The sequence below is a fragment of the Halomonas sp. M20 genome (assembly GCF_020622265.1).
In the GTDB taxonomy this organism is placed as follows: Bacteria; Pseudomonadota; Gammaproteobacteria; order Pseudomonadales; family Halomonadaceae; genus Modicisalibacter.
This window is the reverse complement of sequence record NZ_JACNMQ010000004.1, coordinates 33,415-47,534: the sequence shown is the minus strand read 5'-3', so window position 1 is coordinate 47,534 and position 14,120 is coordinate 33,415. Positions and strand designations below refer to the sequence as shown.

General features: G+C 59.2%; 11 protein-coding genes. 10 read left to right on the top strand and 1 reads right to left on the bottom strand.

Annotation, left to right across the window (positions count from 1 at the left end; genetic code table 11):
• The first annotated feature begins 24 nt into the window (after positions 1 to 24).
• The 5 genes from H7850_RS11525 to H7850_RS11505 are packed head-to-tail and all read left to right on the top strand — an operon-like array spanning position 25 to position 2,931.
• Positions 25 to 351 (top strand): YbaB/EbfC family nucleoid-associated protein, encoded by a 327-nt coding sequence (locus H7850_RS11525; protein ID WP_227369686.1) that lies wholly within the window; start codon positions 25 to 27, stop codon positions 349 to 351.
• Positions 351 to 956 (top strand): recombination mediator RecR, encoded by a 606-nt coding sequence (recR, locus tag H7850_RS11520; RefSeq protein ID WP_227369685.1) that lies wholly within the window; start codon positions 351 to 353, stop codon positions 954 to 956. Before H7850_RS11525 ends, recR begins: the two co-directional genes overlap by 1 nt.
• Positions 957 to 1,001: 45 nt before the next feature.
• Positions 1,002 to 2,168 (top strand): ribonuclease D, encoded by a 1,167-nt coding sequence (gene rnd, locus H7850_RS11515; RefSeq protein WP_227369684.1) that lies wholly within the window; start codon positions 1,002 to 1,004, stop codon positions 2,166 to 2,168.
• On the top strand, positions 2,168 to 2,458 hold the full coding sequence (locus H7850_RS11510; RefSeq protein WP_227369683.1) for a YcgL domain-containing protein: 291 nt from the start codon (positions 2,168 to 2,170) through the stop codon (positions 2,456 to 2,458). The genes rnd and H7850_RS11510 overlap by 1 nt, the downstream gene beginning before the upstream one ends.
• 23 nt (positions 2,459 to 2,481) lie before the next feature.
• Complete coding sequence (locus H7850_RS11505) at positions 2,482 to 2,931, top strand: YcgN family cysteine cluster protein (protein ID WP_227369682.1); 450 nt, start codon at positions 2,482 to 2,484, stop codon at positions 2,929 to 2,931.
• Positions 2,932 to 2,949: 18 nt separating this feature from the next.
• On the opposite strand, the gene H7850_RS11500 is transcribed toward H7850_RS11505, so the two are convergent.
• Positions 2,950 to 5,007 carry a S9 family peptidase gene (locus tag H7850_RS11500; RefSeq protein ID WP_227369681.1) on the bottom strand — a complete coding sequence of 686 codons (2,058 nt, stop codon included), beginning with the start codon at positions 5,005 to 5,007 and terminating at the stop codon, positions 2,950 to 2,952.
• Between the two features lie 49 nt (positions 5,008 to 5,056).
• Here H7850_RS11500 and H7850_RS11495 point away from each other — a divergent pair, with 49 nt between their 5' ends.
• The 5 genes from H7850_RS11495 (at position 5,057) to hrpA (ending at position 14,068) form a co-directional block, all read left to right on the top strand.
• Positions 5,057 to 5,485 carry a hypothetical protein gene (locus H7850_RS11495; RefSeq protein ID WP_227369680.1) on the top strand — a complete coding sequence of 143 codons (429 nt, stop codon included), beginning with the start codon at positions 5,057 to 5,059 and terminating at the stop codon, positions 5,483 to 5,485.
• A gap of 13 nt (positions 5,486 to 5,498) precedes the next feature.
• Positions 5,499 to 7,298 (top strand): VWA domain-containing protein, encoded by a 1,800-nt coding sequence (locus H7850_RS11490; protein ID WP_227369679.1) that lies wholly within the window; start codon positions 5,499 to 5,501, stop codon positions 7,296 to 7,298.
• Positions 7,291 to 8,079 (top strand): class II glutamine amidotransferase, encoded by a 789-nt coding sequence (locus H7850_RS11485; protein WP_227369678.1) that lies wholly within the window; start codon positions 7,291 to 7,293, stop codon positions 8,077 to 8,079. The genes H7850_RS11490 and H7850_RS11485 overlap by 8 nt, the downstream gene beginning before the upstream one ends.
• Positions 8,080 to 8,245: 166 nt before the next feature.
• The gene (locus H7850_RS11480) at positions 8,246 to 9,928 is read left to right on the top strand and encodes an AMP-binding protein (RefSeq protein WP_227369677.1); all 1,683 of its coding nucleotides are present in this window, start codon (positions 8,246 to 8,248) and stop codon (positions 9,926 to 9,928) included.
• A gap of 78 nt (positions 9,929 to 10,006) precedes the next feature.
• On the top strand, positions 10,007 to 14,068 hold the full coding sequence (gene hrpA, locus H7850_RS11475; protein WP_413614155.1) for an ATP-dependent RNA helicase HrpA: 4,062 nt from the start codon (positions 10,007 to 10,009) through the stop codon (positions 14,066 to 14,068).
• The last annotated feature ends 52 nt before the right edge of the window (positions 14,069 to 14,120 follow it).

Here is a 14,120-nt window from a genome sequence, read left to right as displayed (position 1 = left end):
TAAACAACGCATAGAGGTAACAACATGTTCAAGGGCGGAATGGGCAACCTGATGAAGCAGGCCCAGGAAATGCAGGAAAAGATGCAGCAGGTGCAGGAAGAGATCGCCCAGGCCGAAGTGCTCGGTGAAGCCGGCGCTGGCATGATCAAGGTCACCATGAATGGGCGCCATGACGTGAGCAAGGTCGAGATCGATCCTTCGCTCATGGAAGAGGACAAGGAGATGCTCGAGGATCTCCTTGCCGCCGCGGTCAACGATGCAGTGCGCAAGGTCGAAAGCGCCTCCAAGGCCAAGATGGAAGAGGCCACTTCCGGTTTGAATCTACCTCCCGGCTTCAAGATGCCGTTTTAATGGGGTTTTCGCCGCTGGTCGACCGACTGCTGGAAACCCTCAGGGTACTTCCCGGGGTAGGGCCCAAGACCGCCCAGCGCATGGCGCTGCATCTACTGGAGCGGGATCGCGAGGGTGGGCAACGGTTGACGGAGGTGCTGGGGCGCGCACTCGCGGAAGTTGGCTATTGCCAGCGCTGCCGGACTCTCACGGAAGAGAGCATCTGCGCGCTGTGCAGCAGCTCCCGCCGAGACGAGGCTCTGCTGTGCGTTGTCGAATCGCCTGCGGACATGCTCGCCATCGAAGAAGCAGGGGGGTATCGTGGGCAGTACTATGTCCTACATGGTCATCTTTCCCCTCTCGATGGCATAGGCCCTGAAGACATCGGGCTCGACCGACTCGATGGTCGTCTCGATGAAGGGGGAGTCGAAGAGGTCATTCTTGCGACCAATCCGACCATCGAAGGCGAGGCCACGGCACACTATATTGCCGAACAGTTGCGTGAACGGGGCATACGCCTGTCGCGGCTGGCCTATGGAGTGCCCATGGGCGGTGAATTGGAGTATGTCGATGGCGGTACGCTGAGTCGTGCCTTCAATGGCCGTCTGCCCTTTGGCAGTGAATGATTCGCCCCATCCACAACAAGTATTCAATAGATAACTGAAGTCACCATGTCGCTAACCCCCGCCCTAACTCCTGCATTACATTGGATCGATACCCCGGCTGCTCTCGAACAGGCATGCGGTACGCTTGCCGAGGCACGCTTTCTGGCACTGGACACCGAGTTCATTCGAGAATCCAGTTTTCACCCTATACCCGCCCTTATCCAGTTGAGTGCTGGAAACGAGGTGTATCTCATCGATCCTCAGGCGCTGGAGCCCAATACGGCACTCTTGCGACTACTGGGGCCGGAAGGGCCGCTCAAGCTGCTGCATGCCTGCGGCGAGGATCTGGAAGTGTTGTCCAATTGGGCCGGTGTGCCGGTAGCACCGTTGATCGATACGCAGCTGGCTCAAGCGCTACTGGGCGAAGATGCGGCCATGAGCTATCAGCGCCTGGTGGAGTACTGGACTGGCGATGTGCTGGCCAAGGACGAAACCCGTTCCGATTGGCTGGAACGACCGCTCAGCGAAGCGCAGTGTCGCTACGCGGCTTTGGATGTGGCGTATCTACCCATCATCTGGCCTCAGCAGCGTGAAGCACTAATGAAGCAGGGTCGCCTGGAATGGCTCGAAGCGGATTGTGCCACGCTGGTGGCCCAGGCAGGCCGTGATCCGGCTGAAGACAACGAGTGGTATCGCCGCAATCGCCAACTATGGCGTCTCAAACCACGGGCGACGGCAACCTACCGACAGCTGACCCTCTGGCGGGAAGCAGAGGTTCGAGAGCGCAACATGCCACGCAACTGGCTGGTCAGTGACAAGGTTCTGTTCGCAATTGCGGATGCCCAACCGCGCAATCGCTACGAGTTGGCCTCCGTCGAGGGTGTCAAACCGACAATGGTCAAGCGCGAAGGGGATATGTTGTTGTCGATAGTCAGCAACACGGCGGGTCTTTCACCGCAGCAGCTCCCGGAAGCGCTGCCTTCACCGCTGACCGGGCCTTTCAAGCGTCGGCTCAAGGCGCTCAAGCAGGTCGTCAGCGACAAGGCACGGCAGCTCGGGATCGCTGCGGAGATACTGGCACGCCGCCGCCAGCTCGAGGAGTTGGTGATTGCGGATATGAAACACTTGCCATTGCCGCTGCCCTCCGGGTGGCGGGGTGAATTGCTCAACGACTCCTTCGAGCATGCGCTATGCGATAGTCGGGTTGATTGTCATGCTGCGAGGAGTGACTGATGCACAGATTGTTGTGTGAGGTGTTCAAGAGTTCGCGCAAGGAGGAGATGTATCTGTATGTCGATAAGGCCAGAGGTCTCGTCGACGTGCCGGAGGCGCTACTCGAGGGTTTCGGCAAGCCCATATCCGTCATGACGCTGTTGCTCAGTGAAGACAAGAAACTGGCTCGCGTGGACGCTGCCCGGATAATGCAAGCCATCGATGAAAAGGGCTTCTATTTTCAACTGCCTCCGGCCAAGGAGGAATATCTACTTGATTTGTATCGCACGCCTACCGAAGCGCGGTACTGATATAGTCGTAATCAGGAGGCGATATGCGCAACCGTTTCTGGGAACGCTTCTCTCTGGAAGAAATGGATCACCAGGAGTGGGAGGCGCTATGCGATGGCTGTGGGCGCTGCTGTCTGATAAAGCTCGAGGATGAAGACAGCGGCGAGGTCCTCACCTTGGACGTCGCCTGCAAACTGCTCGATACCCGGCAATGCCGTTGTCAGGATTACACCCATCGTTTCGCCCGCGTACCCGCCTGCACCCAGATGAATCTACAGACCCTGCGGGAGTTTCATTGGCTGCCGGACTCCTGCGCCTATCGCCGGCTTCATGAAGGACGAGGCCTGGCGGATTGGCATCCTCTAGTTTCCGGGGATCCCCAAAGTGTGCACCGCGCTCGTATCAGCGTTGCCGATTTTGCCGTTTCCGAGCGCGATGTACCCGAGGACAGATGGGAAGACCACATCATCGCCGTACTGCCCTGCGAAGACTGAAGGCTGCAACTTCTTGGCTCAAACAGCCGTTTTTACCAATCCCAGAGCCCAAAGAATGAACCCATCCTGACGTGCATTGTCCCGCCATGCCTTGAAGCGGCCGGACGCGCCTCCATGACCTGCTTCCATGTCGGTGTGCAGCAGTACCGGCCCTCGCGCAGTATCCATTTCCGTCAAACGTGCATAGAGCTTGGCCGGCTCCCAATAGGGTACCCGTGAATCGTGCCAGCTGCCTTGCAGGAACACTGCCGGGTAGGGCTGAGTCGTCAGATTGTCCAGGGGCGAGTATGCGCGTATGCGCCGCCGAGCCTCCGGCTCCTCAGGGTTGCCCCATTCGGTATATTCCGCGGTGGTCAGGGGTAGATCCGGATTTTCCATGGTGCGCAGTACATCGACGAAGGGCACATCGAGAACCGCGGCACAAAATGCCTCAGGGTCGAGATTGAGACTGGCCCCTACCAGCAGGCCGCCTGCGCTGGCGCCATAGGCGGCAATACGCTCACCGTCCGCCAGGTCTGCCTCTACCAGCGCGTCACGAGTCGCCAGGAAGTCGTGAAAGCTGTTCTCCTTGTGCTCGAGCTTACCGGCCAGATACCAGGGTTCGCCGCGATCGCCGCCACCGCGAACGTGGGCCACCGCAAAGGCCACGCCTCGGGATAAAAGCTCCAGGCGAGAAACCGAAAACCAGGGGTCGAGCACCTCGCCATAGGCGCCATAGCCGTACAGCAGGGTCGGCAGTGGTTTCTTGCCGAGTAAATCCCTGCGGGCCACGATTGACACCGGAATGCGTTCACCATCCGAAGCCGTTGCCCATAGTCGCCGGGAGACCAGTTGATCCGGGAGCAGATCGCCATGGATTGGCATGGCCTTGAGCAGGCGGCGCTCGCCATTGTCCAGGTCGTGTTCGATCCAGCGGGGCGGCAATGTGAAAGACTCTTCGTGCAACCGCAGTTTGCGTGCGTCGAAATCCGGCGTATCTCCCAGCATCAGGCTGCAGGGCGACTCCGGCAGCGGCAGGCGATAATCCTGACCAAGCACATGGCGAGAATCGAATATCATGACCCGAAGTTGCATCTGTGCTTCATGGTGGTCGCGTTCCGCGATCACCAGGCCCCACTCGAAGGCATCGATGTCTTCCAGGGTGTGGGTCTGGCGGTGGGACAACAAGGGGTGCCACTGATCGGGGTCGTCTTCCGGGGCTACATCGAGCCGAAAGTGGGGCGCTTCGCGATTGTGCAGAATATAGAAGTGGCCCGGGCGATGATCGATGCCATACTCCACGCCGCTTTCCCGGGGTTTTACGCAGCGGGGCGGTGTTGCCGGCGCGTGAGCGGGGATCAGGTGGCACTCCGAGGTGTCCTTCGAGGCAGTTTCCAGTACCAGCCATCGGCGTGAGCGGGTTTTGCCCATGCCGACCCAGAACTCGGTATCGCTCTCTTCGAAGATCCGCTGTGAATTCTGGGTGTCCAGCATGAAACACCAGACGCTGGCGGGGCGCTGAGTCGCATCGTAGCGGGTATACAAGAGCGTGCGATCATCCTCTGCCCAGACCAGTTCCGGACCGATGTCGCTCAAGAGTTTGCGCGGTGCGCCATTCGGCAACTGACGCAGATAAAGATCGAAGTATTCGTTCCCTTGAGTGTCCTCGGTCCAGGCAATCAAGGTTTCATCCGGTGAGATGGCCAGATCCCCAAGCTCGAAAAAGGGCTGTTCCGTGGCTCTTGCTTCAAGATCGAGCACCGACTGTCTGGCGGTATCATCATCGTTGGGATGGCGCCACCAGTGTGAATAATCCGCGTCCGCGGCGGTTTCGCTCCAGTAGGTAAAGCGCTCCAGCGGAGTTTTCAGGCTGGAAACCGCCAGTTCTCGCCGGGACAGATGCCCTCGGTAAAGATCCTCGATCAGAGGTTCGAGTGGCGACAACCACTGGGCGCACTGGGCATTGACCTGTTCGAGGAAATCGATGACCTGGGCATCGTCGCGATTTTCGAGCCAATGCCAATGAGGATCATCGTTGCGTTTGAAGTGCGTGATAGGCGAGCGGTGCGAAGGGCTAATCGGCGGCTGTGCTTTCATTGGGTGCGGTGTACCATGATCAACGAGTTCAGGACAAGGAAATAGAGTGATGTTGATATCCGATTCCATGCCATTGCTATGGCTGAGTTATCTTGCATTGTCGCTGTTTGTACTAGTGACTGGCTACCTCGGGATTCGCTGGCTGCCCCGGTTGCCACGGTTCGCGATCACGGGGCTGGTGGCAGGCGTATTGTGGATGCCTGCCGGGTTCACGCTGTCTCGCGTCGAGGGTCAAGCGGCCCACGAAGGCCTGGCGCCGGCGGTGGTCGTGAGCGGGGTTGCGTTTTTACAGAATGCATCGAAGACGTTTGGCAGCGCACTGGTGTTGCTGTTATTAGGGGCCGGGCTGGGAATCGCGTTAGGCGCCTTGCTATGGGGATGGTTGCGTCAACGCTCTTCAGGCGCGGAGCAACGACACGATGGGCAGAATCCCGCGCAGGCCACTTCTTCGCCACGGCGGGACCCGGTGGTGAGTTGAGAGGACGATGACAATGCGCGTACTGGTTGCCGGAATGTTGATGTTCTTCCTGCTCGAGGGCTCTGGTAGCTGGGCTCAGGAAAAAAACGGAAGCGGCGTCGAAAAGAGCGACGATGCCGACGTGCGCCTGGTAGTCGATGTATCCGGTAGCATGAAACAAAACGATCCCAACCGGTTGGGGAATAGCGCGCTCGAGTTATTGGTCTCTCTGCTACCCTCGGGCGTTACAGGCGGGCTATGGACGTTCGGGAGCGAGGTGAACAACCCGCTGCCAGCCTCGACCGTCGACTCAGCTTGGCGCCAACGGGCGTTGGCGCTCAAGCCCGAGCTGTCCAATTATCAGCAGTTCACCGATATTGAGCGTGCGGTACGGGAAACCGTCCAGGCCGGCGCGAATGGAACAAGACGAAATTTGATTCTGTTCACCGATGGCGTCGTCGATATTCCCGCCAATGGCAACGACAAACGCCAACAGGATGCCGCCTCTCGCAAGCGATTGTTGAACGAGCTGATTCCCAGGCTCGCCAAGGAGGGCGTCGTCATTCATACCATTGCCTTCTCGCCGGACGTGGATCAGTCCCTGGCGCGGCAAATGGCGGGCAAGACGGGCGGGCTTGCCGTGGTTGCTGAAACCCCCGAGGCATTGTTACGTGCCTTCCTGGACGTGGTCGATCGTATTTTTCCCGTCGATCAAGTGCCTCTGGAAGATGGCCATTTTGCAATCGATGGACAAGTTGACGGCTTCTCAGCCCTTCTGTTTCATGGTCCTGGTGCATCGCAGTTGACGCTGATCGGCCCCAATGGCGAGCGTTATACCGCCGACGATCACCCGGATAGCGTTCAATGGCAGACGCAGAATCGCTTCGATATCATCACCGTGCCTGAACCCGAGTCAGGGCAGTGGCGCATCGACGGCCCCATCGGAAAGGGTAGCCGTATCAATATCGATTCATCCCTGTCTCTGCGCAGCGCCGAATTGCCCACGGAGCTCTACATGGATTTCGTCACTCGGCTCGAAGCCTGGGTGGAAGGGCAAGGCGCTCTCCAAAAACCGGATGGCAAGCCCGCCGACCTGACGCTTCGTGCCGAGCTTGCAAACGCGCAAGGGCAAACCGTTCGCTCGGTACAACTGACCTCCGACAACGGGCATTTTTCAGGGAGTCTGCCCGCGCCGGATTTCGTCGGTAACGCTCGATTGTCGTTGATAGCGAGCAGTGAAGGTTTTCAGCGTTTGCGTCAGCAAGCGGTCAACGTACTGCCAGCGGTCAGCGCCCAGGTCGATCAGCCCGCCACCAGGGTCAAGCTGCAAGGCGAATACCCGCTTCTAAGCGATGACAACACGCGTATAAAAGCACAGCTGCAAGGTAAAGAGCTCCCCGTGGTTACCGTCGACTCGACGCAGTGGCGTATCGAGCTCCCGGAGCTTGATCCGGATATCTCGCTGCCGCTTCGTTTGACGGCCACCGCAACCTTGGGTAGTGAAACTCGCGTGCTCGAATTACCGGTGTTGATCCTCAATGACGACGCGCGCAGAGGTTTGGGTGATGCCAGTCTGGATCGCCAGGGGCTTAGCGGTGAGCGTATGGAACAGGCCCCCATTGACGCCAAGTCAGATGCTTCCCTTGCGGAAAAACTCAACACGAAGCTAAGCCGTATCGCCAACACGGTGCCGCGTCTGGTGCGGGAACATTACGACGACCCTGCGGCCTGGCTGGCGATTGCCGCTGGCATCGTTTTGCTGTGTATCATTGCGGTATGGCGGCGCCGCGCCACTCACCGGCATCGTCATCAAAGAGAGGAGCCGCATGTGTGAATTGCTTGGCATGAGTGCCAACGTACCTACGGATATCTGTTTCAGTTTCAGCGGTTTCCTGCGTCGGGGCGGCGACACCGGCCCCCACGGCGACGGCTGGGGCATTGCCTTTTATGAACAGGGGGGATATCGCGAGTTTCGGGATCCTCACCCTTCCTCCGCATCCCCCATCGCCCGCTTGATCTGCGACTATCCGATCAAGTCGAACATCGTGATCAGTCATATTCGTCAGGCCAACGTCGGAGCAGTCGGTCTGGCCAACACTCATCCCTATACCCGGGAGATGTGGGGGCGCCAGTGGTGCTATGCCCACAATGGCCAGCTCGAAGATTGGCAAACACTCGAATTATCGTTCTATCGCCCGGTGGGCAGTACCGACAGCGAACATGCGTTCTGCTGGCTGCTAGGCGAACTGCGCCAGCAATTTCCCGAGCCACCGGAAGAACCGAGGCTGTTGTGGGCGGCCCTTCACCGGTTGTGTGAACGGTTGAGAACCCTAGGCGTATTCAATCTGCTCCTTTCCGACGGTCAGCGTCTTTACTGTTTCTGTTCGACGAAGCTCGTCCATATCACCCGGCGAGCCCCCTTCGGTAAAGCACAGCTGCGCGATGCGGATCTGGTGATCGATTTTGTCGAGCACACGACCTGCAATGACATCGTATCGGTGATTGCTACGGAGGCATTGACCGACAACGAGGCATGGCAGCGAATGGACCCGGGAGAGTTGCTGGTATGGCGCCAGGGGGAGGTACTGGCCCGTTACTCGGCTGCCGATGTATAAATCTGGCAGAATATAAACCCTAGTTTCAAGCGGGTGTTTTAAAGTAGTCGACGCTGTTAGTCTGATGCCAAACGCTAACGCTCCTCCAGATGCGCTTTTCAAGTGCCGCCGGTCGGGGCAACAACAAGAAATCGCTATCGAGCGACAAAAATGCGGAGAGTGGCCCATGAGCCAGCACACCACTGAATCCATCCTGTCCGGTCCACCGCTCGAGGGGATGGATGCCTACACCTCGGTGATGGATATCTTTCATGCCTCGGTCGAGCGTTTTTCCGACAAGCCTGCCTTCAGTTGCATGGGAAAAGTGCTGACCTACCAGGAGCTGGGGCGTCTGTCAGCGGACTTTGCCGCCTGGCTGCAGCATGAAACCGATCTCGAGCCCGGCGATCGGATTGCCATTCAGTTGCCCAATGTCCTGCAGTTTCCCGTAGCGGTATTCGGTGCACTGCGTGCTGGCCTGGTGGTGGTCAACACCAATCCGCTCTATACGGAGCGGGAGATGCAGCATCAGTTCAGCGATTCCGGGGCCAAGGCGATCGTCATTCTTGCCAACGTCGCGGACAAGCTGGAGCGCATTGTCGAGCGTACGGACATCGAGCACGTCCTAGTCACCGAGATTGGCGATCTGCATGGGTTCCCCAAGCGCCAGCTGATCAATGTCGTGGTCAAGCACGTCAAGAAAATGGTGCCGCGCTATTCGCTGCCCGGCCATGTCGGCTTTCGTCAGGCTCTGGAGAAAGGCCATGGGCTTGAACACAGCGATGTTCCTCGTAATGCCGAGGACACCGCAGCACTGCAATATACCGGCGGCACCACGGGGCTTGCCAAGGGGGCGATGCTCACCCATACCAATCTGATCGCCAATATGCTGCAGGCCCGGGTGCAGATGTCGGGCGTGTTCAATGAGGGCAGCGAAACCATCGTGGCACCGCTGCCGGTCTATCACATCTATACCTTTACCGTTAATTGCATGCTGATGATGAACACGGGCAATCACACCGTACTGATTACCAATCCACGGGATATAGATGGCTTCATCAAGACGTTGAAGTCGATCCGATACACTGGTTTCGTGGGGCTCAACACCCTATTCAACGCCTTGTGCAACCGCGAGGACTTTCGCTCACTGGACTTTTCTGCCTTGAAGTTGACCATTTCCGGCGGCATGGCGCTGACCAAGGCGGTGGCCAAGCGCTGGGAAGAGGTGACCGGTTGCCCGGTAACCGAAGGCTACGGTCTGACGGAGACCTCGCCCATCGTCTCCTTCAACCCGCCGGAGGCGATTCAGCTGGGCACCATCGGCAAACCGGTGTCGGGGACCTCGGTCATGGTCATCGATGCGGATGACAAGCGTTTGCCTCTGGGTGAGATAGGGGAGCTATGCGTGAAAGGCCCTCAGGTGATGAAAGGCTACTGGCAGCGCCCGCAAGATACCGCCAAGGTAATCGACGATGAAGGCTGGCTGCGTACCGGCGATGTCGCGGTGCTGCAAGAGGATGGCTATATCCGCATCGTCGATCGCAAGAAGGATATGATTATCGTCTCCGGTTTCAACGTCTATCCCAATGAAGTTGAGGATGTGGTCGTCGCCCATCCCGAGGTGATCGAGGCGGCGGCTGTCGGCGTGCCGGATGAGACCAACGGTGAAACCATCAAGCTCTTCGTGGTCGCTCGTACACCCAGCCTGGACGCGGAGACACTACGTGCCTGGTGCCGCAAGGAGCTGGCGGCCTACAAGGTACCCAAGTTGATCGAGTTTCGCGATGAACTGCCCAAGACCAATGTAGGGAAGGTGCTGCGTCGCGAACTGCGTGACGACAAAGGAGACAAAACGCTATCGTCACGATGAATGCGATCGATTAGGCTACCCGCCATTCAAGCGATATAATGCATTATTTGCCCTGGCACTGCCGGGGCAATTTGTCTTATGCCATCTCCAACGAGGTTGTCCTTGAGCAGCACGCTCTCATCTTCTTCTACTGTTACACAACACGCCGAACTGACTGCCCTCAAGGCGCGACTCGACGACTGCCTATTGCAGGACGCTGTGAAACTGAAGCCGCGCCTGGATGGGCTCGAGCGTCGTGTGCGGCAGGGCAAGCCCGTGGATAGAGGGCTTGCGGAGATCAACCAGCGTCTGCAGGCTTCCCGGGAAAAGCTCTCCCTGCGGCGCAATCAAATCGTCAGCCTGAACTATCCGCCAGCGCTTCCCGTCGTCGAACATCGGGAGGAATTGCTCAAGGCGCTCGAATCTCATCAGGTCGTGGTCGTGGCGGGCGAGACAGGCTCCGGCAAAACCACCCAGCTGCCCAAGATGTGCCTGGAACTTGGCTTGGGGCGGCGTGGGCTGATCGGTCATACCCAGCCCCGGCGTCTGGCGGCCCGCTCCGTTGCAACGCGGCTTGCAGAAGAATTGGAAGTGCCCTTGGGCGAGCAGGTCGGCTATCAGGTCCGCTTCACGGATCAGACCAACGAACGCACCCTGGTCAAGCTGATGACCGACGGCATTCTGCTCGCCGAGACCCAGAACGACCCGGATCTCAGCCGTTACGAAGCGATCATCATCGACGAGGCCCACGAGCGCAGCCTCAACATCGATTTCCTGCTGGGCTATCTCAAGCGCTTGATGGCCCGCCGCCCGGATCTAAAGATCATTATCACCTCGGCCACCATCGACGTGGAGCGTTTTGCCGCGCATTTCGCCGCTCCCCAGCCGCAGGGCGATCCGACACCGGCACCGGTGGTGCAGGTTTCCGGCCGCACCTATCCGGTAGAGGTCCACTATCGTCCCCTGGTGCGTGAGGCGGACGATGAAGGCGATCGCACCCTGCAAGAGGGAATCCTACATGCCATGGAGGAGATCGAGGCGGTCGAGCGAGAGAAGCGCTGGTTCAATGGCCCTCGTGACGTGTTGATCTTTCTGCCCGGTGAGCGAGAGATTCGCGAAACCGCGGACACCTTGCGTCGCGCGGATTTCAGGCATACGGAAGTGTTGCCGCTTTACGCACGGCTGTCCAACGCAGAGCAGAACCGGGTATTTCAATCCCACACCGGGCGCCGCATCGTACTGTCGACCAACGTGGCGGAAACCTCCCTCACGGTACCGGGTATTCGCTATGTGATCGACCCGGGGCTGGTGCGCATCAGTCGCTACAGCTACCGGGCCAAGGTGCAGCGCCTGCCCATCGAACCGGTGAGCCAGGCCAGTGCGGACCAGCGCAAGGGCCGCTGCGGGCGTATTGCCGAAGGGGTGTGCATTCGCCTTTACAGCGAGGAAGACTTCCTCGCCCGGTCCGAGTTCACCGAGCCGGAGATACAGCGCACCAACCTGGCCTCGGTCATTCTGTCAATGCTCTCCTTGAAGCTGGGGGATATCGCCGCGTTTCCCTTCGTCGACGCACCGGATTCACGCTTCATCAAGGATGGTTTTCGTCTGCTGTTCGAACTCGGTGCGGTGGATGAGGGCAACCGCTTGACGAAAACCGGCCGGCGATTGGCGCGATTGCCCATCGATCCGCGTCTGGCGCGGATGGTGCTTGCCGGCGCCGAGGGAGAGTGCCTGCGCGAAGTGCTCATCGTAGTCAGTGCGCTCTCGGTACAGGACCCGCGGGAGCGCCCGGCGGAGAAGCGTCAGGCCGCGGATCAGGCCCACAAACGCTGGGAAGATCCCGACTCGGATTTCGTTGCCTGGCTCAATCTCTGGACAGGGTTCGAGCGCGCTCGAGAAGACCTTTCCGGCAATCAGCTGCGGCGCTGGTGTCGCGAGCACTACATCAACTACATGCGGGTGCGGGAATGGCACGATACCTATCGCCAATTGCGCCAGCTGCTGCGGGATATGGAGATTCATCTGCCGGCAGCGCCACCGCCCGTGGCCATCGATGCGGAGAAAGCGGAAGAAGCGGACCGTACCGCGCTCAAGCAGCAGCATCTTCGTTTGCACCAGGCGCTGTTGACCGGACTATTGTCGAATATCGGCCAGTTCATCGAAAACCGCGAATACCTGGGGGCGCGCAATCGCCGCTTCATGATCCATCCCGGGTCGGGGTTGGCCAAGAAGACACCCAAATGGGTCATGGCCGGGGAGCTGGTCGAAACCTCGCGACTCTTCGCGCGGCAGGCCGCCCGTATCCAGCCGGAGTGGATCGAGCCGTTGGCAGATCAGCTGACCAAGCGCAGCTACAGCGAACCGCATTGGGAAATGAAACGCGCCCAGGTGGTGGCCTTCGAGCAGGTAACCCTGTTCGGCCTGCCGATCGTGGCGCGACGCAAGGTGCACTATGGGCCGATCGCGTCGCAAGAGGCGCGGGAAATATTCATTCGTCGCGCCCTGGTCGAAGGCGAGTATCGGACCAAGGCAGAGTTTTTCACGCATAACCGAGCATTGATCGATGAGGTGGAAAACCTTGAAGATCGGGCGCGAAAGCGCGATATTCTGGTTGATGAAGAAACACTGTTCGATTTCTACGATCAGCTGTTGCCGGAAGGTATCGTCAACGGCAAAAGATTCGAGCACTGGCGGCGCAAGGCGGAAGCCGACGACCCGAACCTGCTGAAACTCGACAAAGCGACGCTGCTGGCGCGAAGTGTCGATGACGTCAGCACCGTTCAGTACCCGGATACGCTGATATTGAACGGCGTGAGCTATCCGCTGAGCTATCATTTCGCGCCGGATGCCGAAGATGACGGGGTAACCATGACCGTACCGGCCACGATGCTGTCGCAACTGCCGCGCCATCGGCTCGATTGGCTGGTGCCGGGGCTGCTGCGGGAAAAGTGTATCGCGCTGCTCAAGTCGCTGCCCAAGTCGGTGCGTCGTCAGGTCGTGCCGATTCCGGATTGGGTCGACGCGGCGCTCGCGGCCGTGGCGCAGGCCAACGTGCCATTGACCGAGGCGCTGGGTGAGTTCCTGCGGGTCAAGACGGGGCTGAGGCTGGCCCCCGAGGATTGGCGCAGAGAGCAGTTGCCACCACATCTGACCATGAATCTCAAGGTAGTGGATCACGAGGGGCACTTTCTTGGACAGGGGCGCGATTTATCCGCTCTCGAAAAGCGCTTCTCCGAAGCCGCAAGAGCCGGCGCTCAAGCATTGAGTGAAACCGCCGATGCAGCGGAAGAGGTAGATGAATTGCCCGCAGCGCCCCTGGCAGAGTCCTATTCCACCGTTCAGGCGGGCATACGAGTGGCGGCCTATCCTGCGTTGGTTGAAGGCACGTCGCGAGCTGACCGTGACCGCTCATTGGCCATCACGCTGTTCGATCACCCGGATAAAGCCCGGCAGGCACACCGTCAGGGCATCAAACGCCTGGCCATGCAGCGTTTGCCGGATCAGGTGAAATCGCTCAAGCACCTCAAGGGGTTGGATCGCTGCGCATTGTTGTTTGCCAAGACGGGCAGCAAAGCGCAGCTGATCGAGGACTTGGTCGAAGGGGTTTTCCTGCATGAGATTGCCTTCGACCCTTTGCCGCGCTCCCAGGAGGATTTCGAGGCGCGCTTGGCAGCGCAGCGCCACGAGCTGGTGCCCTATGGCGAATCCTTGATCGGTACGCTGCATAAGGCGTTGGAAGGTCATCTGGCGGTGACCCAGGCCTTGAAAGGTAATCTCAGCATGGCGCTGGCGCTGGTGTATGGCGATCTAAAAGCGCAGATGCAACGGTTGGTGCATCCCGGCTTCATCAGTGACGCCGGCGACTGGCTCAATGAATATCCGCGCTACATGCAGGCGGCGCAGATTCGTCTCGAAAAGGCGCCTCGGGAGCGTATGCGCGATCAGATGCTAATGCAGCAGGTACAGGATTTCGAGTCACGGCTGGCCAACCGTCGCAAAGCGCAGCAACAAAATGGTGACGAGGTGTTAGCCCTCGACGAGTTTGGTTGGTGGCTCGAAGAGCTTCGGGTATCGCTGTTCGCCCAGCAGTTGGGCACCCGCGAACCGGTCTCGGTCAAGCGGCTCGAGCGTCGCTGGGCCGAAATTACCGGTCGGGGATGATTGAAATATCGAGAATGGACGCGACGGCTATTGGCTGGTCGCCGCCAGGAGA

Coding starts and splice junctions, on each gene's coding strand:
- H7850_RS11525 (WP_227369686.1), top strand. CDS start 25: ATGTTCAAGGGCGGAATGGGCAACCTGATGAAGCAGGCCCAGGAAATG.
- recR (WP_227369685.1), top strand. CDS start 351: ATGGGGTTTTCGCCGCTGGTCGACCGACTGCTGGAAACCCTCAGGGTA.
- rnd (WP_227369684.1), top strand. CDS start 1,002: ATGTCGCTAACCCCCGCCCTAACTCCTGCATTACATTGGATCGATACC.
- H7850_RS11510 (WP_227369683.1), top strand. CDS start 2,168: ATGCACAGATTGTTGTGTGAGGTGTTCAAGAGTTCGCGCAAGGAGGAG.
- H7850_RS11505 (WP_227369682.1), top strand. CDS start 2,482: ATGCGCAACCGTTTCTGGGAACGCTTCTCTCTGGAAGAAATGGATCAC.
- H7850_RS11500 (WP_227369681.1), bottom strand. CDS start 5,007: ATGAAAGCACAGCCGCCGATTAGCCCTTCGCACCGCTCGCCTATCACG.
- H7850_RS11495 (WP_227369680.1), top strand. CDS start 5,057: ATGTTGATATCCGATTCCATGCCATTGCTATGGCTGAGTTATCTTGCA.
- H7850_RS11490 (WP_227369679.1), top strand. CDS start 5,499: ATGCGCGTACTGGTTGCCGGAATGTTGATGTTCTTCCTGCTCGAGGGC.
- H7850_RS11485 (WP_227369678.1), top strand. CDS start 7,291: ATGTGTGAATTGCTTGGCATGAGTGCCAACGTACCTACGGATATCTGT.
- H7850_RS11480 (WP_227369677.1), top strand. CDS start 8,246: ATGAGCCAGCACACCACTGAATCCATCCTGTCCGGTCCACCGCTCGAG.
- hrpA (WP_413614155.1), top strand. CDS start 10,007: ATGCCATCTCCAACGAGGTTGTCCTTGAGCAGCACGCTCTCATCTTCT.